22 protein-coding genes and 2 tRNA genes are annotated in these 25,783 nt (G+C 69.8%); 6 read left to right on the forward strand and 18 right to left on the reverse strand.

The genetic code is table 11. The features are described from left to right. Nucleotides 1-72: 72 nt before the first annotated feature. The gene (gene pknB / locus ACF07S_RS14820; protein WP_391962656.1) at nt 73-2,085 is read left to right on the forward strand and encodes a Stk1 family PASTA domain-containing Ser/Thr kinase; all 2,013 of its coding nucleotides are present in this window, start codon (nt 73-75) and stop codon (nt 2,083-2,085) included. Nucleotides 2,086-2,186: 101 nt separating this feature from the next. On the opposite strand, the gene ACF07S_RS14825 is transcribed toward pknB, so the two are convergent. The 5 genes from ACF07S_RS14825 to ACF07S_RS14845 form a co-directional block, all read right to left on the reverse strand. Beyond that, a complete protein-coding gene (locus ACF07S_RS14825; RefSeq protein ID WP_391974319.1) occupies nt 2,187-2,945 on the reverse strand; it encodes a class E sortase in 759 nt (252 codons plus the stop codon). Between the two features lie 12 nt (nt 2,946-2,957). Then, entirely contained in the window at nt 2,958-4,088 is a 1,131-nt protein-coding gene (locus tag ACF07S_RS14830) for a class E sortase (RefSeq protein ID WP_391974320.1), read from the reverse strand. Next, nucleotides 4,085-4,723 carry an aminodeoxychorismate/anthranilate synthase component II gene (locus ACF07S_RS14835; RefSeq protein ID WP_391962653.1) on the reverse strand — a complete coding sequence of 213 codons (639 nt, stop codon included), beginning with the start codon at nt 4,721-4,723 and terminating at the stop codon, nt 4,085-4,087. The genes ACF07S_RS14830 and ACF07S_RS14835 overlap by 4 nt, the downstream gene beginning before the upstream one ends. Beyond that, the gene (locus ACF07S_RS14840; RefSeq protein ID WP_391974321.1) at nt 4,720-4,929 is read right to left on the reverse strand and encodes a hypothetical protein; all 210 of its coding nucleotides are present in this window, start codon (nt 4,927-4,929) and stop codon (nt 4,720-4,722) included. Before ACF07S_RS14840 ends, ACF07S_RS14835 begins: the two co-directional genes overlap by 4 nt. Nucleotides 4,930-5,073: 144 nt before the next feature. Then, entirely contained in the window at nt 5,074-5,853 is a 780-nt protein-coding gene (locus ACF07S_RS14845) for a DUF881 domain-containing protein (protein ID WP_391962652.1), read from the reverse strand. 141 nt (nt 5,854-5,994) lie between these two features. Between ACF07S_RS14845 and crgA the strand changes: the two genes are divergently transcribed. Further along, nucleotides 5,995-6,249 carry a cell division protein CrgA gene (gene crgA / locus ACF07S_RS14850; RefSeq protein WP_391962651.1) on the forward strand — a complete coding sequence of 85 codons (255 nt, stop codon included), beginning with the start codon at nt 5,995-5,997 and terminating at the stop codon, nt 6,247-6,249. A gap of 291 nt (nt 6,250-6,540) precedes the next feature. Here the strand turns inward: crgA and ACF07S_RS14855 are convergent, their stop codons facing one another. After that, nucleotides 6,541-7,428 carry a rhomboid family intramembrane serine protease gene (locus ACF07S_RS14855; protein ID WP_391974322.1) on the reverse strand — a complete coding sequence of 296 codons (888 nt, stop codon included), beginning with the start codon at nt 7,426-7,428 and terminating at the stop codon, nt 6,541-6,543. A gap of 104 nt (nt 7,429-7,532) precedes the next feature. Then, a complete protein-coding gene (locus tag ACF07S_RS14860) occupies nt 7,533-8,060 on the reverse strand; it encodes a peptidylprolyl isomerase (RefSeq protein ID WP_391962649.1) in 528 nt (175 codons plus the stop codon). Between the two features lie 338 nt (nt 8,061-8,398). On the opposite strand from ACF07S_RS14860, the gene ACF07S_RS14865 reads away from it, so the two are divergent. Continuing rightward, nucleotides 8,399-9,100, forward strand: coding sequence for a DUF5324 family protein (locus tag ACF07S_RS14865; RefSeq protein ID WP_391962648.1), 702 nt, complete (start codon nt 8,399-8,401; stop codon nt 9,098-9,100). 122 nt (nt 9,101-9,222) lie between these two features. Here the strand turns inward: ACF07S_RS14865 and ACF07S_RS14870 are convergent. Next, a tRNA-Ala gene (locus ACF07S_RS14870) sits at nt 9,223-9,295 on the reverse strand. Between the two features lie 182 nt (nt 9,296-9,477). Between ACF07S_RS14870 and ACF07S_RS14875 the strand changes: the two genes are divergently transcribed. Then, nucleotides 9,478-10,026 (forward strand): helix-turn-helix domain-containing protein, encoded by a 549-nt coding sequence (locus ACF07S_RS14875; RefSeq protein ID WP_391962647.1) that lies wholly within the window; start codon nt 9,478-9,480, stop codon nt 10,024-10,026. Nucleotides 10,027-10,161: 135 nt separating this feature from the next. Continuing rightward, complete coding sequence (locus ACF07S_RS14880) at nt 10,162-11,850, forward strand: protein kinase (protein ID WP_391974323.1); 1,689 nt, start codon at nt 10,162-10,164, stop codon at nt 11,848-11,850. Between the two features lie 122 nt (nt 11,851-11,972). Here the strand turns inward: ACF07S_RS14880 and ACF07S_RS14885 are convergent, their stop codons facing one another. Continuing rightward, complete coding sequence (locus ACF07S_RS14885) at nt 11,973-13,313, reverse strand: hypothetical protein (protein ID WP_391974324.1); 1,341 nt, start codon at nt 13,311-13,313, stop codon at nt 11,973-11,975. A 217-nt stretch (nt 13,314-13,530) separates the two neighbouring features. Continuing rightward, a complete protein-coding gene (locus ACF07S_RS14890) occupies nt 13,531-13,659 on the reverse strand; it encodes a DLW-39 family protein (RefSeq protein WP_003999697.1) in 129 nt (42 codons plus the stop codon). A 338-nt stretch (nt 13,660-13,997) separates the two neighbouring features. On the opposite strand from ACF07S_RS14890, the gene ACF07S_RS14895 reads away from it, so the two are divergent. Then, on the forward strand, nt 13,998-14,357 hold the full coding sequence (locus ACF07S_RS14895; protein WP_391974325.1) for a DUF6344 domain-containing protein: 360 nt from the start codon (nt 13,998-14,000) through the stop codon (nt 14,355-14,357). A 286-nt stretch (nt 14,358-14,643) separates the two neighbouring features. Here the strand turns inward: ACF07S_RS14895 and ACF07S_RS14900 are convergent. The 8 genes from ACF07S_RS14900 to dnaN all read right to left on the reverse strand — a co-directional run bounded on the left by ACF07S_RS14900 (nt 14,644) and on the right by dnaN (nt 24,646). Then, nucleotides 14,644-14,720, reverse strand: a tRNA-Ile gene (locus ACF07S_RS14900). Between the two features lie 121 nt (nt 14,721-14,841). After that, nucleotides 14,842-15,585 (reverse strand): DUF3566 domain-containing protein, encoded by a 744-nt coding sequence (locus tag ACF07S_RS14905; RefSeq protein ID WP_391974326.1) that lies wholly within the window; start codon nt 15,583-15,585, stop codon nt 14,842-14,844. An 18-nt stretch (nt 15,586-15,603) separates the two neighbouring features. Beyond that, nucleotides 15,604-18,195, reverse strand: coding sequence for a DNA gyrase subunit A (gene gyrA, locus ACF07S_RS14910; protein ID WP_391962642.1), 2,592 nt, complete (start codon nt 18,193-18,195; stop codon nt 15,604-15,606). 42 nt (nt 18,196-18,237) lie between these two features. Continuing rightward, a complete protein-coding gene (gyrB, locus tag ACF07S_RS14915) occupies nt 18,238-20,298 on the reverse strand; it encodes a DNA topoisomerase (ATP-hydrolyzing) subunit B (protein WP_391962641.1) in 2,061 nt (686 codons plus the stop codon). Between the two features lie 466 nt (nt 20,299-20,764). Further along, entirely contained in the window at nt 20,765-21,307 is a 543-nt protein-coding gene (locus tag ACF07S_RS14920) for a DUF721 domain-containing protein (protein ID WP_391962640.1), read from the reverse strand. Further along, complete coding sequence (recF, locus tag ACF07S_RS14925; RefSeq protein WP_391962639.1) at nt 21,304-22,425, reverse strand: DNA replication/repair protein RecF; 1,122 nt, start codon at nt 22,423-22,425, stop codon at nt 21,304-21,306. Before recF ends, ACF07S_RS14920 begins: the two co-directional genes overlap by 4 nt. Before the next feature lie 72 nt (nt 22,426-22,497). Beyond that, nucleotides 22,498-23,373, reverse strand: a complete 876-nt coding sequence (gene gnd / locus ACF07S_RS14930; RefSeq protein WP_391962638.1) for a phosphogluconate dehydrogenase (NAD(+)-dependent, decarboxylating) — start codon at nt 23,371-23,373, stop codon at nt 22,498-22,500. 142 nt (nt 23,374-23,515) lie between these two features. Then, the gene (gene dnaN, locus ACF07S_RS14935) at nt 23,516-24,646 is read right to left on the reverse strand and encodes a DNA polymerase III subunit beta (RefSeq protein ID WP_391962637.1); all 1,131 of its coding nucleotides are present in this window, start codon (nt 24,644-24,646) and stop codon (nt 23,516-23,518) included. Nucleotides 24,647-25,783 lie beyond the last annotated feature (1,137 nt).

Raw genomic sequence — 25,783 nt, forward strand, 5'->3', positions numbered from 1 at the left:
TAGGCCCGGACGGGAGCCTCCGGCGGCACGAGCGTGCCGCCCGGGACCGACGGAGAGGGCTGGTAGGTAGCTATGGAAGAGCCGCGTCGCCTAGGCGGCCGGTACGAGCTGGGCCCGGTGCTCGGCCGTGGTGGCATGGCGGAGGTTTACCACGCGCATGACACCAGGCTCGGGCGCCAGGTGGCGGTGAAGACGCTGCGCGCCGATCTCGCGCGCGACCCGTCCTTCCAGGCCCGGTTCCGCCGGGAGGCCCAGTCGGCCGCCTCGCTCAACCATCCCGCGATCGTCGCGGTCTACGACACGGGCGAGGACTACATCGACGGGGTCTCCATCCCGTACATCGTGATGGAGTACGTCGACGGCTCCACGCTCCGTGAGCTGCTGCACAGCGGCCGCAAGCTGCTGCCGGAGCGGACGCTGGAGATGACCATCGGCATCCTCCAGGCGCTGGAGTACTCGCACAGAGCCGGCATCGTCCACCGTGACATCAAGCCCGCCAACGTCATGCTGACGCGCAACGGGCAGGTCAAGGTGATGGACTTCGGCATCGCCCGTGCGATGGGCGACTCCGGCATGACGATGACGCAGACCTCGGCCGTCATCGGCACCGCCCAGTACCTCTCCCCGGAACAGGCCAAGGGCGAGCAGGTCGACGCGCGGTCCGACCTCTACTCCACCGGCTGCCTGCTGTACGAGCTGCTGACCGTCCGGCCGCCCTTCGTGGGCGACTCCCCGGTCGCGGTCGCCTACCAGCACGTACGGGAGGAACCGCAGCCGCCGAGCGTCTTCGACCCCGAGATCACGCCCGAGATGGACGCGATCGTGCTGAAGGCGCTGGTCAAGGACCCCGACTACCGGTACCAGTCGGCCGACGAGATGCGCGCCGACATCGAGGCCTGCCTCGACGGCCAGCCCGTCGCGGCGACCGCGGCACTGGGTGCGGTCGGTTACGGCGGCTATCCCGACGACCAGGCGACGACGGCCCTCCGTTCGGACGCCGGCGCCGGGGCGGCGACCTCGATGCTGCCGCCCATGAACCCGGACGACGGCGGCTACGGCTACGACGACCGCCAGAGCCGCCGACGCCAGCCGAAGAAGAACAACACCTCCACGATATTGCTGGTCGTGGCGGGTGTCCTGGTCCTCATCGGCGCCATCATGATCGGCCGCTGGGCCATCAACGGCACCGGTGGCGCGGACAACGACACCGTCACGACCCCGAACTTCATCGGCGAGAGCAGGGCCGACGCCGAGAAACGGGCCGTCAACGGTGACGTGAAGCTCAGCTTCACGGAGAAGCCCTGCGAGGACCAGAGCAAGGGCAACATCTGCAGCCAGGACCCGGAGGCGGGGACCGAGGTCCCGAAGGACTTCACGGTCAACCTGGTGGTCTCCACGGGGGCGCCCAAGGTGGCGGTGCCGAGCGTCGTCGGCGACAGCCTCGAGGACGCCAGGACCGAGCTCGAGGGCGAGAAGTACGAGTTCGCCGTGGAGGTCAAGGAGGAGGTGAACGCCGAGGCACCCGGCACCGTCCTCAAGCAGGACCCGGCTCTCGGCGAGGAGGTGGAGAAGGGCACCACCATCACCCTCACCATCGCCAAGGCGGAGGCCAAGTCCACCGTCCCGGACGTCATCAACAAGACGTGCGACGAGGCCAAGGCGCAGATGACGGCCAACGGACTCATCGGCAACTGCACCGAGGAGGAGACCGGCGACCCGAACCTGGTCGGCAAGGTCATCCGCACCACCCCGGCGGCGAACACCCAGGTCGACAAGAACTCCCAGGTGCAGATCGTCGTCGGCAAGGCCAAGGCGAACGAGAAGGTCGCGGTCCCGAACATCAACGGCCAGACCCTCGATGACGCCAGGAGGATGATCCAGGAGGCCGGACTCGCGGTCGGCAACATCGCCGGGTCGCAGAACGGGAACGCGCGCGTCGTCGCCTCCAACCCCGGCCAGGGCAACCCGGTCGACAAGGGAACGGCGGTCGACCTGGTCACCGTGGACCAGGTCGGGAACAACAACGGCGGTGGCGGCAACGGTGGCATCTTCGGCGGCCTCACCGGGGGCGGCGAGGACGACTGACCCGTAGGACCCCGTACGGCAAGAGCCCCGGTCCCCTCTCTCCGGAGAGAGGGGACCGGGGCTCTTCCGTCGGCGACCGGCCTCCTACGAGGAGGTCGCGGTCAGCGCAGCTCCTTCGGCGGGGTCCGCTCGTCGTCCACCTTCTCCGTGCGGACCAGCTCGCCCCAGACGATGTAGCGGTACGTGCTCGTGTACACCGGCGTGCAGGTGGTCAGCGTGATGTAGTGGCCGGCCTTCTTCCTGCCGGACTCCTCCGGGATCTTCGCCAGGACGTCGACGTTGTACTTCGAGGTCTCGGGAAGGATCGCGTAGGTCTTGTAGACGTACCACTTGTCCTTCGTCTCGAAGACGATCGGGTCGCCCTTCCCGATCTTGTGGATACCGTGGAACTGCGCGCCGTGCCCGTCCCGGTGGGCGGCGAGGGAGAAGTTGCCCTCCTTGCCGGACGTCGGCAGGGTCGCCTTCACGGGGTCGGTGTAGTAGCCGGCGACGCCGTCGTTGAGGACCTTCATCGACGTGCCCTTCTCGACGAGGATCTCCTCACCGCTCATCGCGGGCACGTGCAGGAAGCCGATGCCGTTCCTGCTGTCGTAGGAGGCGGGGCCCCTGTCACCGCGGGGCCCGTCGGCCCAGGAGTCACGGACCTCGTCCGCCTGCCTGTCCGCCGCACGGTCCGCGACGACGTTCGTCCACCACAGCGAGTAGGCGACGAACAGGCCGAGCACCAGGCCCGCGGTGATGAGGAGTTCGCCGAAGAGGCTGACGGCGATCGCCACCGGGCCCAGACGGCGGCGCGTGGCAGGGGGCGGGGACGCGGGAGCGTCGGTGTGCTGTTCGGTGTCCTCGGCGGTCGCTGCCACGTTTCCTCTGCCCTAACTGACGAGCGCATCCGGCTTGCCCCGGCTGCGCGGCCGTTCCTCGGCCATCTTGCCCCAGACGATCAAGCGGTACTTGCTGGTGAACTCCGGTGTGCAGGTGGTCAGCGTGATGTAGCGGCCCGGCCCGGTGAAGCCCGAGTCCCTGGGCACCGGTTCGAGGACGCTCACATTGCTCGGCGACGTCACCGGCAGCATCGACGCCATCTTGTAGACGTAGTACGTGTCCTGCGTCTCCACGACGATCGGATCGCCCGGCTCCAGCCGGTTGATGTACCGGAACGGCTCGCCGTGCGTGTTGCGGTGGCCCGCGAGCCCGAAGTTGCCGGTCTTCTCGTCCGGCATCGCCGTCTTCAGCGCACCCTCCGCGTAGTGACCCACCATGCCCCGGTCGAGCACCCGCTTGCTGCTGATGCCCTCCGCGATCGGCACCACCACGTCCAGCTCGGGAATGTGCAGCAGCGCGAAGCCCTGCCCCGGTTCGAAGGCCCCCGGCTTGCGCTCACCGTTCGCCCAGTCGTCCTGGAGGTCGCTGAGCTCCTTGCCGGCCTGCGCGTGGGCCCGCACGTTCGTCCACCACAGCTGGTAGGTGACGAACAGCAGCATCAGCACACCGGTGGTGATGAACACCTCGCCGATCGCCCGGCTCGCCACGACCGCCGGGCTCGCCTTGCGGGCCCGCGCCTGCCGACGCGCCTCCACCCGGGACAGCGGGGTCCGGGACGCCCCTGCGGACGCCTCTGACGCCCCCTCGGGGCCCTCGGCCACCCCGGAGGCCACAGCGGCCTTGTGAGAGCCTCCACGGCGCCCGTGACGCTTCCTCGCGGCCTTCCTCCGGGCCGCACGGCCACCCGACGCCGTCGCGGAATCCGCCGAGGGACCCGACACCGCCTCCGCCGGGGGCCTCGCGCGCGCCCCCCGCCCCGGCGGCGGCCCGGGAATGCGCAGCGCCACGGTCTCCTCGTCGGCCGGCGGCAGGTACACCGTGCCGGCCGCCCTGCCGTCGTGCCGGCCGTCCCCGTGCGCACCCGGTTCCCCGTACGGCCGCGCACCGTACGAGGTGTCCTGGTCGCCGGCGCCGCCATGGGCGTCCGCGCCGGACCGGCGCTCGGGGCGCAGCGCGGTCACGCCGAGGCCCTGCCCACCACCGGGGTCAGCCCCGCCGACCTCGCCACCGCGCCCTCGTCGCCGCACTCCGCCAGCCAGTTGGCCAGCATCCGGTGCCCGTGCTCGGTCAGCACCGACTCGGGATGGAACTGCACCCCTTCGACCGGCAGCTCACGGTGTCGCAGCCCCATCACGATGCCGTCCCGCGTCCTGGCCGTGACCTCCAGCTCCGCCGGTACGGTGGCCGGCTCGGCGGCGAGCGAGTGGTAGCGGGTCGCCGTGAACGGGGAGGGCAGGCCCGCGAAGACGCCCCTGCCCCCGTGCTCCACCGGCGAGGTCTTGCCGTGCAGCAGCTCGGGCGCGCGGTCCACGACACCGCCGTACGCCACCTGCATCGACTGCATGCCGAGGCAGACGCCGAAGACCGGCACCCCGGTCGACGCGCAGTGCCGCACCATGTCCACGCAGACCCCGGCCTCCTCCGGAGTGCCGGGGCCCGGGGACAGCAGCACCCCGTCGAAACCGTCCTGGGCGTGCGCCGTCGAGACCTCGTCGTTGCGCAGGACCTCGCACTCGGCGCCCAGCTGGTACAGGTACTGGACCAGGTTGAAGACGAAGCTGTCGTAGTTGTCGACGACGAGAATGCGCGCACTCACTGGTTGTCCACCGTCACATCGTTGAAGGGCAGCAGCGGCTCGGCCCACGGAAAGACGTACTGGAAGAGGACGTAGACCACGGCGATGATCAGCACGAGTGAGATGAGTGCCCGCGCCCATCCGTTCCCCGGCAGATGCCGCCAGATCCAGCTGTACATGCCGTCCCTTCCGTCGTACCACGGCACCAGACCCACGCCGTACGCCACCAGACTAACGGCGCAAGGCCTCCGGTTTCCCGGCCTCCACAAGTACGCGGTCCGGGGCCGATCGCCTCGACGGCGGGGTTGTTCCACGTGAAACCACGGCGGAACCCCGGGCGACCGCTGCGGCGCGCCCGGGGCACGGAGCCCCTACTCCACGGGCTTGGCGTGGTGCAGGTCCACGGTGCCCGAGTAGCCGGGCAGCGTCACCGTCCCGTTGTCCTCGACGTCCCAGCCGAGCCCGTAGACATTGACGTACACCATGTAGTTCTGGATCGCCGGCGAGGACGTGAGCGCCTTCTTCAGTTTCCCCGGGTCCCCGACCGCCGTGACCTTGTACGGCGGCGAGTAGACGCGGCCCTGGAGGATCAGGGTGTTGCCCACGCAGCGCACGGCGCTGGTGGAGATCAGCCGCTGGTCCATGACCTTGATGCCCTCGGCACCGCCCTGCCACAGCGCGTTCACCACGGCCTGGAGGTCCTGCTGGTGGATGACCAGGTAGTCGGGCTGTGGCTCGGGGTAGCCGGGGAGCTTGGCGGTGGCGTCCGGCGGGGCGTCGTCGAGGGTGACCGTGATCGCCTCGCCCCTGAGCTTCTGGGTGCCCGCGCGCTGTTCCAGGTCGTCGAGCTTGTCGGCCTCGGCCCTGGTGCTGCCGTTGTCGCGCTCGGCGAGGGTCTCTATGTCGTCGCGCAACGCGCCGTTGGACTCGTCGAGCTCACCGTTCTCGCGGCTGCGCTCGTGGATCAGGTCGGAGAGCTTCAGCAGCGAGTCGTCCGTGCGGATGTTGGTGCCCCTGGCCGTGTCGAAGCTGGTGAAGAAGATGAGTCCCGCGAGAGCGAAGACGCCCGCGGTGAGGATCCGCACGGGCCGGACACGGCGCCGGCGGGCGGGGCTGGATTCCCTCCCGGGGAAGTCGGCAGAATTGCTCAACGTACCCTTATCTCCTTCGGCGCCGCGGAAGCACTACGCTAACGGACGCCCGGGGAAGCGCTCAGAGTCCCCTTGTACGCTGCTCCGAGCCCGACCCAGTTCCCTGCGCGGTCACGCAGCGCATCGACAGGAGAGACCCTCGTGCCGAAGTCACGTATCCGCAAGAAGGCCGACTACACGCCGCCGACGGCGAAGCAGGCGACCACCATCAAGCTGACCAACCGCGCCTGGGTCGCGCCGGTGATGCTGGCGCTGTTCCTCATCGGCCTGGCCTGGATCGTGGTCTTCTACGTCACCAACGGCACGCTGCCCATCGATGCCCTGGGCAACTGGAACATCGTGGTGGGCTTCGGGTTCATCGCCGCCGGATTCGGCGTCTCGACGCAGTGGAAGTAGCGCTCGTCACACGGTGAGCGTTGTCCTGCCCAGAGCTGTCCACCAGCTCTGGGCAGGACTATCCCCTGAGTTATCCACAGCTCTGTCCACATGGGGAAAGCCATGGGGAAAAGGAAAGACTATCTGTGGATAACTCGTCGGAGGTTGACGCCGGTGTGATAGAAACACCGACAGTCGAAAGCCTGTTCACACCCTGCCTGACCTGCGCAAACACACCCCGGTCACCTGGGGCACAGATGTTCCCGCACACCCTGCACAAGATCTGCCACAGACTGTGGACAACCGTCGTGCTCAGGTGAGCTGGGCCGTCCTCAGCAGGATCGTCAGAACAACCCCGGCCAGCACCAGCGCACAGGTGCCGTACTGCACCAGTGCCCGCCGCTCGCGCGGGGCGTGGACCATGGCGTACCCGATCGCGGCACCGGCGACGAGTCCGCCGATATGGGCCTGCCAGGCGATATTGCTCCAGCCGAAGGTGAAGATCAGGTTGATCACCAGCAGGGCGATGATCGGACGCATGTCGTAGCGGAGCCGGCGCATCAGCACCGCGGTGGCACCGAACAGTCCGAAGACGGCACCGGACGCGCCGAGCGAGGCCGTGGTCCCCTCGGCCAGCAGAAACGTCAGCGCGCTTCCCGCCACGCCCGACATCAGGTACAGGGCGAGATAGCGAGTGCGGCCGAGCGCCTGTTCCAGCGGCCCGCCGAGCCACCACAGGCCGAGCATGTTGAAGCCGATGTGCCAGATCTCCTCGTGCGTGAACATCGAGGTGACCAGGCGGTACCACTCGCCCTCCGCCACTCCCTGCGTCGGCAGGTACGGCGCCGGCGGCCACGCACCGATGAGGTACAGCTCGCGCAGCAGTGACGGCCGGATCTGCACGGCGAGGAACACCGCGATGTTGATCCCGAGGAGGATCTTGGTCAGCAGGCGGGGGTCGGCGGCGACGGCGCCACCGGCGATCGTGCGGGGCACGGAGGCCGACGGCGCGTGTCCCGTGCCCGAGCCGCCCCGGACGCACTCCGGGCACTGGAAACCGACCGAGGCGTCGACCATGCACTCGGGGCAGATCGGGCGCTCGCACCGGGTGCAGCGGATGCCGGTCTCGCGGTCCGGGTGGCGATAGCAGCCGGGGACACTCCGGGCGTCCCGCGAGCTGTCGGCAGCCTGGTCGTCCATGGGACCCCCTAGTCGTGCGGGAAAAGCCCCGCCCCGCCCATCCTTACGGATGAGCGGGGCGATTGGTTCCCTTCGGGGGCTTCCGCCCTCCGAGGGACGAGGGATCAGCCCTCGCGGATCTCGACCGACTCGATGACCACGTCGTTCACCGGGCGGTCGGTGCGCGGGTTGGTCTGGATGGCCGCGATGGTGTCGACGACCTTCTGGCTGGCGGCGTCGGCGACCTCACCGAAGATGGTGTGCTTGCGGTTCAGCCACGCCGTCGGGGAGACGGTGATGAAGAACTGCGAGCCGTTGGTACCCGGGCCCGCGTTGGCCATCGCCAGCAGGTAGGGCTTGTCGAAGCGCAGGTCCGGGTGGAACTCGTCCTCGAACTGGTAACCGGGACCGCCGGTGCCGTTGCCCAGCGGGTCACCGCCCTGGATCATGAAGCCACTGATCACCCGGTGGAAGACCGTGCCGTCGTAGAGCTTGTCCGTGGACTTCTCGCCGGTCTGCGGGTGGGTCCACTCCCGCTCGCCCTTGGCGAGCTCGACGAAGTTCTTGACCGTGATGGGCGCGTGGTTCGGGAAGAGCCGGACCTCGATGTCGCCGTGATTGGTCTTCAGGGTGGCGTTGAGCTGCTCAGCCACGATGTGCCTTCCGTTGTCTTTCCGTGACTCCCTGATCCTCGCACGGACGGGGCGTTCAGTCGCCCGGCCTCCTTGCACAGAAGGACGACCGTGCCGTTCCGGTTGCGGAAAAACGGCCGAGCGGCCCCGGGGCGGGGGCGTATGGCGGTGATCCGTGGCATTGTCGACGACAAGTTCCAGTTGTCCCTGGTTCATCCGCTCCCGCACTCGACAACGCAATCGATCAGCCCTGCCGGCACCCGTATGCCCGTCCGCGCATGCCTCAGTGCAAGGCGACAGGCATGATCCGTAAAAGGGTGGAAAGTCGAAATACCGTACGCCACCGAGGAGGAGGAACCGTGACCCGCATCGACAGCGTGCGCGCCGCGACCGGTTCGGCGAAGGACAGCGTGCTGCACGCCGCGGAAGTGGTGGCGCCTTACGCCGACACGGCCAAGGTCAGGGCCGCGCACTATGCACAGGAGGCCCGCGTACGGCTGGCGCCCAAGGTGACGCAGGCAGCAGGTCAGGCCCGCGTCCACTACGGCGCCCATGTCCAGCCCTACCTGGAACAGGCCCGGACCCATGTGCCGCCGAAGGTCGACAAGGCCGCCCATCAAGCCGCCGCCCGCACCCGCCAGGCCGCCCGACAGGCGGCGGACTACTCCCGGCCGAAGATCGAGCAGGCGGTGGCCGCCGCCGGCCCCGCGAAGGAAGAGGCCGCGGCCCGCAGCGCGGCCGCACTGGCGGCGCTTCGCGGCCAGGTTTCGGCCCGGCAGATCGAAAAGCTGATCCGCAAACAGCGGCGGCGGGCCAAGGCCGGCCGTGCCACGAGGGCGGTCCTGATCGTGGGCGCCGTGGCAGGAGGCGCCTACGCCGCCTGGAAGTGGTGGGACAAGCAGGCCAACCCGGACTGGCTGGTGGAGCCGCCGGCCGCGACGGACGTCTCGGGATCGGCACAGCTGACGTCCGTGGACGGCAGCGGCCCGGCCACGCTCGACCCCGAGGTCGAGGCCAAGGAGGCCGAGGAGGAGACCGCCAGGCGCGACGAATCGCCCTGACGCGCACCGACGCCAACGGCGCGGTGGGGCAGGAGACTTGATCGCCTCCTGCCCCACCGCGCCGTTTCACGTGAAACAGAACCCCTCCCACCGCGTTTCCACAGGTGGGAGGGGTTCGGGGGTGGAGCCTAGGGGAGTCGAACCCCTGACATCTGCCATGCAAAGACAGCGCTCTACCAACTGAGCTAAGGCCCCGGAAGGAAAGCGTCCACCTGGGAGAAAGACATCCTGGTGGGCGCTCGGGACCAGAGTACCGGGTTCCCCCGGGGATTCCGCAAAAGGATTGGGGGTCCCCGTGACCGACCACTCTCCGTAAGATGCTCGGCGTGGTTCGCTACAGCGAACCACGGTTCATGGGGAAGCGATGGGGAGACGCAATGGACGCCGCACAGCAGGAAGCCACCGCCAGAGCGCGGGAACTGCAGCGGAACTGGTACGGGGAGCCGTTGGGGGCGCTCTTCCGTAAGCTCATAGACGACCTGGGCCTCAACCAGGCGCGTCTCGCCGGGGTACTGGGGCTGTCCGCGCCGATGCTGTCGCAGCTGATGAGCGGCCAGCGGGCGAAGATCGGCAATCCGGCGGTGGTACAGCGGGTGCAGCTGTTGCAGGACCTGGCGGGGCAGGTCGCGGACGGCAGTGTCAGCGCGGCGGAGGCGACCGAGCGCATGGAGGAGATCAAGAAGTCGCAGGGGGGCTCGGTCCTCAGCACCACCACCCAGACGACCAGCGGTTCGGGCGCGCCCACGGTCAAGCGGGTGGTCCGCGAGATCCAGTCCCTGCTGCGCTCGGTGGCTGCCGCCGGCGACATCATCGAGGCCGCCGACACCCTCGCCCCCACCCATCCGGAGCTGGCGGAGTTCCTCCGGGTCTATGGCGCCGGCCGCACCTCCGACGCGGTCACGCACTACCAGTCCCACCAGAGCTGACACCCGCCCGGCGGCCGAAGGGGGGTCGGCCACCGGTGACGCGCGGGGGACCGGGGGGAACCCGGAGAGTCGTGTCGCCCGGCGTGGGAGAGGGAGGCGCGGGGGACACCGCAGGGGGAGGAGCGACGCACAGCCATGGGTGAAGTCTTCGCCGGCCGGTACGAACTGGTCGATCCGATCGGGCGCGGAGGCGTCGGTGCCGTCTGGCGCGCCTGGGACCACCGGCGCCGCCGTTACGTGGCCGCCAAGGTGCTGCTGCAGAGCGACGCCCACTCCCTGCTCCGTTTCGTCCGCGAGCAGGCCCTGCGGATCGATCACCCCCATGTCCTCGCTCCCACCAGCTGGGCCGCCGACGACGACAAGGTCCTGTTCACCATGGACCTGGTCGCCGGCGGTTCGCTGGTCCACCTCGTCGGTGACTACGGACCCCTGCCGCCGGGCTTCGTCTGTACCCTGCTCGACCAGTTGCTGGCGGGGCTCGCCGCAGTGCACGCGGAGGACGTCGTGCACCGTGACATCAAACCCGCCAACGTGCTCCTGGAGGCGACCGGCACGGGCAGGCCACGGTTGCGCCTGTCCGACTTCGGCATCGCGATGCGCATGGGCGAGCCCCGGCTGACCGAGACCAACCTGGTGGTGGGCACGCCCGGTTATCTCGCGCCGGAGCAGATGATGGGCTCCGAACCGGACTTCCCCGCCGACCTGTTCGCCGTGGGCCTGGTCGCGCTGTATCTGCTGGAGGGCGCCAGACCGGACGCCAAGGCCCTGATCCAGTACTTCGCCGACCACGGGACGCCCGGCGCACCCCGGGGCATTCCCGGGCCGCTGTGGCAGGTCGTGGCCTCCCTGCTCCAGCCGGATCCGCAGGCGAGGTTCCGCACGGCCACGGGGGCGCGCAAGGCACTCGCCGCGGCCGCGGAGCTGCTGCCGGAGCCCGGGCCCGACGACGAGCTGATCGAGATCTTCGACCAACTGGGGCCACTGCCACCCGGGTTCGCCGCGGGCGGTCCGCTGAGGACTGCCTCCGGTGTGCAGCCGGGCGGCGGGGGTGGTCCGGCCCCGCAGGGAACCAGGCCGGAGGCGGAGCGGGGTTTTCCGTCCGATGCCGGGACAGCGGGCCGGCGAGCGGGCCCGGTGCCCGGGCCGGTACCTGGGCCGACCGGATCGGCGGGTCCGGCAGGAGCGGCGGGTCCGACCGGATCGGCGGGTCCGACCGGATCGGCGAGGTCGGCAGGATCGGCTTGGGGAAACGGTGCCGTCTCCGTACCGGGCCGGAGCTCGGGCACCGCAGGCACCGCGCATGCCTTCGCCGGTGCGGGTGAGGGCGGGGGCGTCGTACCCGCCGATCCGCGTGAGGGCACCGTCTCCTCCGTGACGCCGTCCGGTTCCTCCCCCCAGCCACCCGGCATGTCGGACACCGGCAGCTTCCCTCTTCCGCCGCCCCGGGCCACGGCCGCCTCCTCCCCCCTGCCCGTCCCGCCGGCCCCCGCACACTCCCCTCGGACACCGGAGCGGGCCCGGCACGGCGTACCGCGCCAGCCGGCCGACGCCGCCCCCCACGTCTCCCCGCACGGCCCCACTCATCCCCTGCGATCCCCCCTGCCCCCGCCGGCCGTGTGTCCCGACGCCTCCACCGCCGAGTACACCGCCCGGGCCCCGCGGGTTCCGCCGCCGGGTGAGGCGGTACCGGGACGCGGATCACGCCGTCGGTCCCACCGCCGACGCGGTCGCCGACCCGGCCCTCCGGCGAAGGTGACCGTCCCGCTCCTGCTCCTGGCCCTGGCCTGCTACGCCGTGGGCTTCTGGGCCCTCACCCGCATCTGACCCACCACCGGGCCGTTCCCGCCGGGCCGCGCACGTGGTCGGGTCACGCACATGGCCGGGCCGCGCACGTGGTCGGGTCGGCCTCACCTCCGAGCCATCCCACCTCCGGGCCGGCCCGCCGCCTAAGGAAGGGCCCGCCGACGAGCGACCAGCGTCCACACGCCGAGCCCCACCAGAAGTGCGCTGCCGGTGCCGATACCGCCCACCGCGAGGGCCCGGAACACGGCGTCGCCGCCCGCGGCCGCCGCCTGCCTGTCCTGGCCCGTGACCGTGAAGACGTCCGACGGCACGGCCTCCCCCGCGTACCCGGGCCCGTCCTGTGCCGCACCGCTCAGCCGCACCCGCAGGGTCAGCGGCACGGGCGCGTCCCCGAAGCCGTCCGCCACCTCCGCCGAGAGGTGCGCGACGAGGTAGTACGACCCGGCGAACCGCATCGCTCCGACCTGACGGCTGACGGCGTGGCGGTTGACGTGGGCGACCGGCGGCAGGGGAGCGAGGCTCTCCGCCTTCTGGTCGCCGTCGTAACCGATGCCCACGTCCACGACGTGGCCGCGGGCGGGGTTGTAGAGGTCCAGGTCCAGCGCGGCGGCGACATAGCCGCCACCGCCGGCCGAGGCGGAACTGCCCAGTTCGGCGGTGGCGTGGAGCTGCCGGCCCCAGTCCACGGGGACCTTGTAGAAGAGGGTCTGGCCGGGGCGGATGTCGTCCCGCCAGACCCCGTGGCCGACGGGAGCGGCCAGAGCGAAACCCGCTCCGCCCCGGCGCCGTTCGGGTTTCCCCGGGACAGGCTCGGGCGGGGCGGAGTCCCACTCCCGCGGCGCGATCGTCGCGCCGGTCCTCTCGAGCGGCGGCTCCGACACCGCGGTGAGCTCCGTCTCCCAGGGATCGGGGGAGGAGCCCTCCCCGTCCGGGTCGACGCGTTCGACGGCCACGTAGTACGTACCGGCCTCCTTGCAGAGGGATCTGCGGGGGGAGAGCTCCCGCATGGCCCAGGCGGCGACCGGGTGCGGGCTGCCGGCGGCACCGAAGCTCGCCGTGTCCACATCGCAGGAGCGGCCCTCGACGTCCTCCAGGGACACCTTGACCCCGTCGATGACGGATGCGGTGCGGCCGGCCGGGGGGACGGCGGTGACGGAGGCGTAGATGTTCGTGGTGGCGTCGAGTTCCAGGCGGTAGTAGACCTTGCCGGTACCCGGAAGTGTGCTCCGGTAGGTCCGGCCGGGTTCCAGTTCCGCGGCGTCGGCGGTGCTCACGGCCCCGTCGATCCTCCGCGCGTTCCCGGCGAAGGCATAGCCGCCACGGCTCCCGGGCGCGGACCGGAAGGCCCCGGCGGCATTGGCGGGCCCGGCCCCCTCGACGGTGGCGGTCGTCTCGGCGGCATCGACGGCTCCTGCGGGCTCGCCGGCCAGGGCCCCCGACGGCATGCTCCCCAGCCCCAGCGTCACCACGGACGCGAGCGCCACCACACCCGCCCGCCCGGCGCCCGAGGACCGGCCCCTCCCGGCCCGCGCCCCACACCGTCGTGCCCTCACGCGCCACCCCTCGTCGTTGCCGGACCTCGAAGACCTCGCACCGTCGCTCATCCTGCCCCGCGGGCACGGCCCGTCGACAAGGCCCCACCGCACACAAAACCCCGGCCGCGAGGGCGGCCGGGGTCTGTTCAGCGTCGGATGTCGGTACTCACGAACCCGTGGGCACGGAGTCGGTCGCCTCCGTCCACAGATCCTGCTCGGCGCGATCCGCCTGGATCTGGCGGTACACGAGGAGCCCGCCGATGGCGGCCAGTGCGACCAGGAGAAGCTTCTTCACCGCGCGACCTCGTCTTTCCTTGACGTAGGGGACCTCTGCCGCCCGACTATACACACCGGTCGATATCGATCGGTGACCTGTGCCGGCGCCTTCAACTGCCGTCGGACACCGGGCAGCAGAAGCGGGATACGACCATCCGACCGAAGGGTGATCACACCCGCACGGACGGTTACTTTGATCGGTTTCCTCCCACTTTTTCCCCTTTTCGACCACCTTGCACCCACCCGAGTGATGTTCATCTGAACATCCATGCGCCACGGGCGCAGGTCCACCACTTCGAGACCCACATACACATCATGAGGAAAGTACGCAAATCGCCCGACCCGAAAGGAAGGACCATGGCCCGGAACAAGGCAATGAAGCTGTGGACCGCCGTCGTCACCGCCTTCCTGGCGCTGTGCACCGCACTCGGACTCATCACCACGAACGCCTCGGCCGCAGTACCGCAGAGCGAGCCGGTCCGCAACACCGGGAGCCGCCCGAGCACGGCGGAAGCGGCACCGCTCTCCTGGCCCCTCCTCAGCGCCCTGCCGCCGACGATGAAACAGCGCATCCGCGCCGAGGCGCACGGCAAGTCCCCCGGCTGCCGCCACCGGGTGCTTCCCGATCAGGCCGGCGAACCGAATCCCGAGAACTGTTCCGACAGCACCACGGCCCCGACGGAACCGCAGCCCGGCGACACCCCGCTCCGCCGCTGAGCCGAAGGCCCCGGCCCCCGCCCCGTGCCGTAGCCGGCTCCTACAGGTCCAGGCGAACTTGCGTACAGCCCCACGGCGCGCACAGGTCCGGCTCGCTCGAACAGAGCAGCCGGGCCGTCCCCGTGCCCGCCTCGGTCACGTCGCCCGCGAGGACCCCTGCGGTCCATGCGCGTGCGGCCGCCCACCTCGGCCCGCCGGGGACGGCGACGGCCGGCACCCGGCCACGCCCTCTGCCGGCCGTACATGCCGAAGACCCCCAACCGCGAGTGGTTGGGGGTCTTCGTGCTGGTGGGGCTAACAGGATTTGAACCTGTGGCCTCATCCTTATCAGGGATGCGCTCTAACCAACTGAGCTATAGCCCCGTCGCGCTCTGCGGTGTATGTCCCGCGCGCTGACTCCTGAAGATTAGCGCACGACGGGGGCAGTCCCAAAATCGATTGTCGGAGGACCCTCAGCCGCGGCCGGAGAAGCCCTCCGAGCAGCTCACTCGTCCTCGGCCAGCGTCAGCTCGACACCGCCCACGAACCCCGCGGAGAGGTTGTAGATGAAGGCGCCGAGCGTCGCGAGAGCCGTGGCCAGGACGACGTCGATGACCGCGATGATCGACGTGAACATCAGGACGTTGGGCAGCGACAGGAACGACTGGAGGTCGAAGCCGTTCGACTCGTTGGAGCCGGTCGCCTCGGCGATCGTGCCGCCGACCGTCGAGAACACGCCCATGGCGTCCATGACCATCCACAGCACCGCTGCCGCGACGATCGTGCAGATGCCGAGCGCGATGGAGAGCAGGAAGCTGACCTTCATCACCGACCAGGGGTCGGCCTTCGCCACGCGCAGACGTGCCTTGCGCACGCGCGGTGTGGTGCTCGCCCCCGTGCGCGGGCGGCGCACTCCGCCGGTCTGACCCGCTGCCGTGCCGGCCTGCACCGGGTAGGCCTGCGGCGGGTGGTACGGGCCCGCCTGTTGCTGCGGCTGCCGTTCCCCCGGCAGCGGTGAGGCCGTACCGGCGGCGCCTTGTTCCGGCGCTGCCTGCTGCGGGCCTCGGGTGTCCGTCACAGTTCCCCCCTGGGGTCCATGCCTGTCGGGCGAGGACGCGTCCTTGGCGGGCGACCTGATCGCTTTGAGATTGGTCGTGTGCGGATCGGCCGCCCGCGCGGCGGAGCCACGGCCACCGCCGTCCGTTCCCGTGCTGGTACCGGCCGGTCCGGCGCCCGTGGCTCCGCTCACGCTGACTCACTCCTCGTGCTACTCGGCCGAGGGCGCCTCACCCTCGTCCGTGCCGGCGGTCGCGGCCCCGTCGGCGGACTCGTCCACGACCACGTCGCCGTCGACTTCCTCCGCCTCGCGTCCCGCCTCGGCGTTACGGGCGATGCCGACCACGGCATCGCGCTTGCCCAGATTGATCAGTTGGACGCCCATGGTGTCACGGCCGGTTTCCCTGATCTCGTTGACTCGCGTGCGAATCACACCACCCGACAGCGTGATGGCGAGAATCTCGTCGGTCTCCTCGACCACCAGCGCGCCGACGAGGGAGCCGCGGTCCTCGACGATCTTGGCAGCCTTGATGCCGAGGCCGCCGCGACCCTGGACGCGGTACTCGTCGACGGCGGTCCGCTTCGCGTACCCGCCGTCTGTGGCAGTGAACACGAACGTACCGGGTCGAACGACATTCATCGAGAGCAGCTCGTCCCCCGCGCGGAAACTCATGCCCTTGACACCCGAGGTGGCACGGCCCATGGGCCGCAGCGTGTCATCCGTGGCGGTGAACCTGATCGACTGCGCCTTCTTGCTGATCAACAGCAGATCGTCGTCGGATGAGACGAGTTCGGCTCCGATCAGTTCGTCGTCGGACCCGTCCTCCTGCTCACGCAGGTTGATCGCGATGACACCGCCCGAGCGCGGGGAGTCGTAGTCCTTCAGCGGCGTCTTCTTCACCAGGCCCGCCTTGGTGGCCAGGACCAGGTAGGGCACCGCCTCGTAGTCGCGGATCGCGCGGATCTGGGCGATCGTCTCGTCCGGCTGGAAGGCCAGCAGGTTGGCCACGTGCTGCCCGCGCGCGTCCCGGCCGGCGTCGGGCAGCTCGTAGGCCTTCACGCGGTACACGCGGCCCTTGTTCGTGAAGAAGAGCAGCCAGTGGTGGGTGGTGGAGACGAAGAAGTGGTTGACGATGTCGTCTTCCTTGAGCTTCGTGCCCCGTACGCCCTTGCCGCCGCGCTTCTGGGCCCGGTAGTCGTAGGTCTTGGTGCGCTTGATGTAACCGCCGCGCGTGACCGTGACGACGATGTCCTCTTCGGCGATCAGGTCCTCGATGGACATGTCGCCCTCGTACGGGATCAGCTTCGTCTTGCGGTCGTCGCCGTACTTCTCGACGATCGCCGCCAGCTCCTCGCTGACGATGCCGCGCTGACGGACCGGGGAGGCGAGGATGTCGTTGTACTCGCTGATCTTCGCCTGGAGTTCGTCGTGCTCCTGGACGATCTTCTGGCGTTCCAGGGCGGCCAGCCGGCGCAGCTGCATCTCGAGGATGGCGTTCGCCTGGATCTCGTCGATCTCCAGGAGGCCCATCAGGCCCCCGCGCGCGATCTCCGCGGTGTCACTGCGCCGGATCAGCGCGATGACCTCGTCGATGGCGTCCAGGGCCTTCAGCAGGCCGCGCAGGATGTGCGCCCGCTCCTCGGCCTTGCGCAGCCGGAACCGCGTACGGCGGACGATGACCTCGATCTGGTGCGCCACCCAGTGCCGGATGAACGCGTCCAGCGAGAGCGTGCGCGGAACGCCGTCGACCAGCGCCAGCATGTTGGCGCCGAAGTTGGTCTGCAGGTCGGTGTGCTTGTACAGGTTGTTCAGCACGACCTTGGCGACCGCGTCCCGCTTCAGCACGATGACCAGGCGCTGGCCGGTGCGCGAGGAGGTCTCGTCGCGGACGTCCGCGATGCCGCCGATCTTGCCGTCCTTCACCAGGTCGGCGATCTTCTGCGCGAGGTTGTCCGGGTTGGTCTGGTAGGGGAGCTCCGTGACCACCAGGCACTGGCGGTTCTGGATCTCCTCGACCTCGACCACCGCGCGCATGGTGATCGAACCGCGGCCCGTGCGGTACGCCTCCTCGATGCCCTTGCGGCCCACGACGAGCGCGCCGGTGGGGAAGTCGGGGCCCTTGATGCGCTCGATCAGCGCGTCCAGGAGCTCCTCGTGGGAGGCCTCGGGGTTCTCCAGGTACCACTGGGCGCCGGCCGCGACCTCGCGCAGGTTGTGCGGCGGGATGTTGGTCGCCATGCCGACCGCGATACCGGCCGAGCCGTTGATCAGCAGGTTCGGGAAACGGGCCGGCAGGACGGTCGGCTCCTGGGAGCGGCCGTCGTAGTTGTCCGTGAAGTCGACGGTGGCCTCGTCGATGTCGCGGACCATCTCCATCGACAGCGGCGCCATCTTGCACTCGGTGTAGCGCATGGCCGCCGCCGGGTCGTTGCCCGGCGAGCCGAAGTTGCCGTTGGAGTCCACCAGCGGCATCCGCATCGACCACGGCTGCGCCAGGCGGACCAGCGCGTCGTAGATCGAGGAGTCGCCGTGCGGGTGGTAGTTGCCCATGACGTCGCCGACGACGCGGGCGCACTTGTAGAAGCCGCGCTCGGGGCGGTAGCCGCCGTCGTACATGGCGTACAGCACGCGGCGGTGGACGGGCTTGAGGCCGTCACGGACGTCCGGCAGCGCACGCGAGACGATGACGGACATCGCGTAGTCGAGGTAGGAGCGCTGCATCTCCGTCTCGAGCCCGACGGGCTCGACGCGCAGGACGGGGCCGTCCTCTTCGGGCGTGACGGGAGTGTTCTGGTCGGTCATTGCTGGTGAAGGTCCTTCCTGGTGCGGTCAGCTGAGACCGACTCAGATGTCGAGGAAGCGGACGTCCTTGGCGTTGCGCTGGATGAACGCGCGGCGGGCCTCGACGTCCTCGCCCATCAGGACGGAGAACAGGTCGTCGGCCTGGGCGGCGTCGTCCAGGGTGACCTGGCCGAGGACGCGGTGCTCCTGGTCCATCGTGGTGATGCGCAGTTCCTCGGCGTTCATCTCGCCGAGACCCTTGAAGCGCTGGACGGAGTCCTCACGGATGCGCTTGCCGGCGTTGCGGCCCATCTCGATCAGCGCGTCGCGCTCGCGGTCGGAGTACGCGTACTCGAAGTCGTCCCGGCCCCACTTGATCTTGTACAGCGGCGGACGGGACAGGAACACGTGCCCGGCCTCGACCAGCGGCCGCATGAAGCGGAACAGGAAGGTCAGCAGCAGGGTGTTGATGTGCTGTCCGTCGACGTCGGCGTCCGCCATCAGGATGATCTTGTGGTAGCGGAGCTTCTCGATGTCGAAGTCCTCGTGCACGCCCGTACCGAACGCGGAGATCATCGCCTGGATCTCCTGGTTCTGCAGGATCCGGTCGATACGCGCCTTCTCGACGTTGAGGATCTTGCCGCGGATCGGGAGGATCGCCTGGTACTGCGGGTTGCGGCCGGACTTGGCCGAACCGCCGGCGGAGTCACCCTCGACGATGAAGATCTCGCACTTGACGGGGTCGTTCGACTGGCAGTCCGACAGCTTGCCCGGCAGGGACGCCGACTCCAGCAGGCCCTTGCGGCGGGTCAGGTCGCGGGCCTTGCGGGCCGCCACGCGCGCGGTGGCCGCCGCGATGCCCTTGCGGATGATGTCCGCGGCCTCGTTGGGGTTGCGGTCCAGCCAGTCGTTGAGGTGCTCGTAGACGACCTTCTGGACGAAGGTCTTCACCTCGGTGTTGCCCAGCTTGGTCTTGGTCTGGCCCTCGAACTGGGGCTCGCCCAGCTTGACCGAGATGATGGCCGTCAGACCCTCACGGATGTCGTCGCCCGTGAGGTTGTCGTCCTTCTCGCGGAGCAGCTTCTTGTCCCGCGCGTACTTGTTGATGAGCGAGGTCAGCGCCGCGCGGAAGCCCTCTTCGTGCGTACCGCCCTCGTGCGTGTGGATGATGTTGGCGAAGGAGTACACGCCCTCGGTGTAACCGCTGTTCCACTGCATCGCGAGTTCGAGGGACAGGCTCCTGTCCCTGTCCTCCGCCTCGAGATCGATCACGGTGGAGTGCACCACGTCTCCCTTGCGGGAGTTGAGGTACTTCACGAAGTCGACGATGCCGCCCTCGTAGTGGTACGAGACGTGCTTGACCTCGTGCTTCTCGTCCTCGCCCGCCTCGTCCGCGCCGGCGGTGGCCTTCGCCGACTCGCGCTCGTCGGTGAGGTTGATCCTCAGACCCTTGTTGAGGAACGCCATCTCCTGGAAGCGCCGGGAGAGCGTCTCGAAGGAGTAGTCGGTGGTCTCGAAGATGTCCGGGTCGGCCCAGAAGGTGACCGAGGTGCCGTGCTCGTCCGTGGCCTCGTGCTTGGCGAGCGGGGCCGTCGGGACGCCCAGCTTGTAGTCCTGCGTCCAGCGGTGGCCGTCGGTCTTGATCTCGACGGACACCTTGGTCGACAGGGCGTTCACGACGGAGACGCCCACGCCGTGCAGACCGCCGGAGACCGCGTAGCCGCCGCCACCGAACTTTCCGCCCGCGTGCAGGACCGTCAGCACGACCTCGACGGCCGGCTTGCCCTCGGAGGGGACGATGCCGACCGGGATGCCGCGGCCGTTGTCGACGACCCGGACGCCGCCGTCGGCGAGGATCGTCACGTCGATCGTGTCCGCGTGACCGGCCAGCGCCTCGTCGACGGAGTTGTCGACGACCTCCTGCACCAGGTGGTGCAGTCCTCGCTCACCGGTCGAACCGATGTACATGCCGGGTCGCTTGCGGACCGCGTCCAGACCCTCGAGGACGGTGATGGCACTGGCGTCGTACGAGGTGGTGACCTCGCTGCCCGAGGTCGTCGCCTCGGTGCTCACGCCGGTGTCGGTGGACGGGATGTTCTCGTTGGGGTTGCCGGAATCGGCCACGAAGCGCCCTTTCTGGCACAGCACGAGCCGGGCTCGTCGGCGGGTTGCCGGAGCGGCTGCGGCATGTTGCGTTGGTAAGCCCTGATCAGCGTTGCTCAGCTTTTCCCGGACGGTCCCCACGGTCGGGGCGGGATTGTCCTCCAGTCTACCGGTAGCACTGACATCGATGGGGGTTTGCGGGCACCTGAGTCCGCATGTGCCGCCCTCAACCGGTCTCGTCCGACTCCCGATATGCGGGTGGGGGCTTCAGGAGCCCCACGAGGGCACTCAGCGCTTCCGACCGTCAACCCCCGGCTACTTAGGAGTCAGGTCGCGACGCGCGACCGCGCGCGGTCGTCCGGAGAAGCGGGCGGCGACCGCCCGAACACGCCCCTGAGAAGCACTTATGTGATGTCAGTCACGTGACGCTGTCACGGCGAGAATGAGCGAAAAAAGGTGGCCGCCGAGGCGGAGGAGGACACCCGGGTCACCCGTACGTGTCACCGGGCCCGGTGCTGCCGGGAGCGCGCAGGGGCCCGAAGCGCCGGGCGGGACCACCGGGTCCGACGACCTTGATCAGCCGCACGGTGCCGTGGCCGAGATCCTCGTTGAGGCGCGCCACCAGAGTCGGCGCGAGCAGCCGCAGATTGGTCGCCCAGGCCGTGGAGTCGCAGCGCACGACCAGCATCCGCTCGTCCTCGTCGTAACGCTCCGGCTCGCAGTGCTTGGCCACGTCCTCGCCGACGATCTCCGGCCAGCGCCCCATCACCCCGCCCACCGCGGCCGGGGCCTCCCAGCCGCGCTCGGTGAGCAGCCGGTTGATCGCCGCGCCGAGTGCCATCGGGTCGCGCCGGTCGGCGCGCGCACCGGAGCGCAGGCCGCCGCGCCGCGCCTGCTTCCGCTGCTGCGTCGCGTCGCCACGCGCACGTGCCGCCTCCTTGGCCGCGCGCAGCGCCACCCGTGCCAGATCGACACCGGAGGGCTCAGGGGCCTTGCCGGCGCCGCTCCCGGGCGTCCCGGCCTCGCTCATACGCGCTCCACCGTCCCCTCGGCCACGGCGAACCGGTTGCCCGCCAGCACATGGGGGACGTCGTCGTCGACCGCCGCGGTCACCAGGACCTGCTCACCGGGCGCGACCAGCTCGGCCAGACGCTCACGGCGGCGCGTGTCCAGTTCGGCGAAGACGTCGTCGAGCACCAGCACCGGCTCGTTGCCCTCGGCGCGCAGGAGGTCGTAGGAGGCCAGGCGCAGCGCCAGCGCGTACGACCAGGACTCGCCGTGGGAGGCGTAGCCCTTGGCGGGCAGCCGGCCCAGCTTGAGGGACAGGTCGTCGCGGTGCGGTCCGACCAGGGTGACACCCCGCTCGATCTCCTGTTTGCGGGTCTCCGCGAGCGCGGCCATCAGCTGCTCGTACAGGTCCTCACGCGTGTGGGCCTCACCGGGCGCGGTCGACCTGTACTCCAGGCCGACCGGTCCCCCGCCGGGCGCGAGCCGCTCGTACGCCTTGTCGGCCAGCGGCTGCACAGCGGTCACCAGGTCCAGCCGCTGCGCCAGGAGCTCGGCGCCCGCGCGCGCGAGGTGCTGGTCCCAGACGTCGAGGGTGGACAGGTCCAGGGTGCGCCCGCCGTGCCGACGGGCCAGCGCGGCCGACTTCAGCAGGGTGTTGCGCTGCTTGAGCACCCGGTCGTAGTCGGAGCGGACGCCGGCCATGCGCGGGGAGCGCGCGGTGATCAGCTCGTCCAGGAAGCGGCGCCGTTCACCTGGGTCACCCTTGATCAGGGAGAGGTCCTCGGGCGCGAACAGCACGGTCCGTACGATCCCCAGCACGTCCCGGGGCCTGACCTGCGAGGACCTGTTGATGCGGGCGCGGTTGGCTCGGCCCGGGTTCAGTTCCAGCTCGATCAGCTGCTGCCGCTCGCCCTGCCGGACCTGGGCGCGGATGATCGCGCGGTCGGCGCCCATGCGGACCAGGGGCGCGTCGGAGGAGACGCGGTGGCTGCCGAGGGTGGCGAGATAGCCGACCGCCTCGACGAGGTTCGTCTTGCCCTGCCCGTTGGGGCCGACGAAGGCCGTGACCCCCGGGTCGAGCGGGACCTCGACCCGGGGGTAGGAGCGGAAGTCGGCCAGCGACAGATGCGTGACGTGCATGCTCGTTCGCCGACCTCCCCCGGCGTGGTGGACCGCCCCGCGGTCCTGTGGACGCGTGGCGTGCCCTGTGGATTACTTCTTCTCGACCGCGTGGCCGCCGAACTGGTTCCGCAGCGCCGCGATCATCTTCATCTGCGGCGAGTCCTCCTGACGGGAGGCGAACCGCGCGAACAGCGAGGCGGTGATCGCCGGCAGCGGGACCGCGTTGTCGATGGCGGCCTCCACCGTCCAGCGTCCCTCACCGGAGTCCTGCGCATAACCCCGCAGCCCGTCCAGGTGCTCGTCCTCGTCGAGGGCGTTCACCGCCAGGTCGAGCAGCCAGGAGCGGATGACGGTGCCCTCCTGCCAGGAGCGGAACACCTCCCGGACGTCGGTCACCGAGTCGACCTTCTCCAGCAGCTCCCAGCCCTCGGCGTAGGCCTGCATCATGGCGTACTCGATGCCGTTGTGGACCATCTTCGCGAAGTGCCCGGCACCGACCTTGCCCGCGTGCACCGCGCCGAAGTCGCCCTCCGGCTTGAGGGCGTCGAAGACCGGCTGCACCTTCGCGACGTTCTCCTTGTCGCCGCCGTACATCAGCGCGTAGCCGTTCTCCAGGCCCCAGACGCCCCCGGAGACGCCGCAGTCGACGAAGCCGATGCCCTTGGCCGCCAGCTCCTCGGCGTGCTTCTCGTCGTCCGTCCAGCGGGAGTTGCCGCCGTCCACGACGACGTCACCCGGCTCGAGCAGCTCGGCGAGCTCGTCGATGGTGGTCTGGGTGGGCGCGCCCGCCGGGACCATCACCCAGACCACCCGCGGGCCGCTGAGTTTGCCCACGAGTTCCCGCAGGCTGTGGACATCGGCGAGGTCCGGGTTGCGGTCGTATCCGAAGACGGTGTGGCCTGCGCGGCGGATCCGCTCGCGCATGTTGCCGCCCATCTTGCCGAGGCCGACGAGACCGAGCTCCATCAGATGTGTTCCTTAGGTATGCGACGTGGCGTGACGGCACTTTCGTACCGGCGTCCGAGCCTAGACCCGGACGCCCGCGCACATCTGTGGGCACAGGCGCTCATGCGCACGCCCTCACCTGCGGCTTCGAGCCGGCAGGTGCTCAGCCGCTGAGTCGCACCGGCATGATCAGGTACTTGTAGGCCTCGTCCGCCTCCGCGTCCACCGCCGGACGGCCGCTGAGCAGCGCCGGCTTGGTGGAGGTGGTGAAGGACAGCTGGGCGACCGGGGAGTCGATGGCGCTCAGGCCGTCCAGCAGGAACGTCGGGTTGAAGGCGATCGAGATGTCGTCGCCCTCCAGCTGGGCGTCGACCCTTTCCACAGCCTGTGCGTCGTCGCTGGAGCCGGCCTCCAGGATGAGCACGCCCTGCTCGAAGCTCAGCCGCACCGGGGTGTTGCGCTCGGCGACCAGGGCCACACGCTTGACGGCCTCCACGAAGGGCGCGGTCTCGATCACGGCCACGCTGTTGAACTCGGTCGGGAACAGGGTGCGGTACTTCGGGAGGTCGCCCTCCAGCAGCCGCGTGGTGGTACGGCGGCCGGCGCCCTCGAAACCGATCAGGCCCTCGCCCGCACCGGAGCCGGACAGCGCCAGGATCACCTGGTCGCCGCTGGTCAGCGCCTTGGCGGTGTCCAGGAGCGTCTTGGCGGGCACCAGGGCGACCGCGGAGGCGTCCGGGTTCTCCGGCTTCCACAGGAACTCGCGGACCGCGAAGCGGTAACGGTCGGTGGAGGCCAGCGTGACGGTGTCGCCCTCGATCTCGATGCGCACACCGGTGAGCACGGGCAGCGTGTCGTCACGGCCGGCCGCGATGGCGACCTGCTGCACGGCGGAGGCGAAGACCTCGCCGGGGACCGTGCCCGTCGCGTTCGGCATCTGCGGCAGGGCCGGGTATTCCTCCACAGGCAGTGTGTGGAGGGTGAACCGCGAGGAACCGCACACCACCGTGGCCCGTACACCGTCTGTGGAGATCTCCACCGGCCGGTTGGGGAGGGCGCGGGAGATGTCGGCGAGCAGGCGGCCGGAGACCAGGACGGTGCCGCCCTCCTCGACCTCCGCCTCCACCGACACCCGCGCGGAGACCTCGTAGTCGAAGCTGGACAGGCTCAGCTGGCCTTCCTCGGCCTTCAGCAGCAGGCCGGCGAGGACAGGGGCCGGCGGACGGGCCGGGAGGCTGCGCGCCGCCCAGGCCACTGCCTCCGCGAGTACGTCGCGTTCCACCCGGATCTTCACTGTTGCCGCCTCCTGCTGTTGCCGGCGCTTCTCGCCCTGCCTGGCTTTCGTCGTCTGACTCGGTGTCGTCGGCCCCTGCGAGGGGAAGGACTCCGGGGACCAGTCTGACGCACCGCACTGACAGTAGGCGCCCCTCGGGGTCAAGTCGTGACGAGTGGCAGCCGGCGTCGATGCGGCCAGTTGTGCACAGGGCCTCCTTCGAAACGGATTCCTCACTCTCTCTAGTCGGGAGTAGTAGTAGGGGCTGTGGATACCGTGGATAACCCTGTTTTCCCAGCTCAGTGCGGTGATTTTGTCCACGGGCCCTGTGGGCGGAGGCAGTGGACAACCAGGCGTTTCTGTGGAGAACAGAAAGTTCTGCACACTCCGTGCACAGGCAGGGCCGAGTTCTCCCCAGCTCCGTCCCCAGTTTTGCGGGTCTTTCCCACAGCCCCCTCCGGCAACGTGATGTGACGCCTTTCACTCGTCTCGGTGAGCAGGCGCGTCGCGTTGCCGAACAGTGGACAGCGATGTGGAGAAGAGGCCGATCGCTGGGGACAACCGGCTCCAGCCTGTGGGCAGCCCGTGGACAACTTGGTCCACAGGCTGTGGACCGCCATTCTGTCCACAGCCTGTGGAGATCGTCTGTCCACGAATCCACAGCCAGTTGACCTGGCTTGATCGTGCCTCAACCGAGCAGGCTGTGGACAGGATCGGGACAACTTCGCGGTCCCCAGCATGTGGATGGGAAAAAGTCACTGAATCTGTGGAGGACGGCCGTAACCCGGCCGCGAAATCGAACAGCGGGGGTGGCGAGGTGGCCGGTCTGCGGCCGGTGAGCGGCCACCGGGCGGCGGGAAGCGTGGTGGGGAGCGTGGTGGGCTGCGCGGGGTGACAAGGCGCGATGGCCCGTGCGAGGCGGGCCGAGGACGGGCGGTGGCGGCCGCGGTGCGGGCGGTCTGCAGCGGGCTGCGGCGGCCGGCGGCGCGAGGACGGCGGCGGGCGGCGGGCCGCGACGGGCGGCGGCGGCCATGACCGCAGGCGCGGGTGCCGGCGCAGGTGCGGAGCAGGTCCAGTCGCAGGCGCGTACGCGGACGCAGGCGGCTCCGGCCGGGTGAGGGCACGACGAAGGGCGCCTCCGGAGCGATCCGGAGGCGC

This window comes from Streptomyces sp. NPDC016640, from assembly GCF_043076215.1.
Lineage (GTDB): Bacteria > Actinomycetota > Actinomycetes > Streptomycetales > Streptomycetaceae > Streptomyces.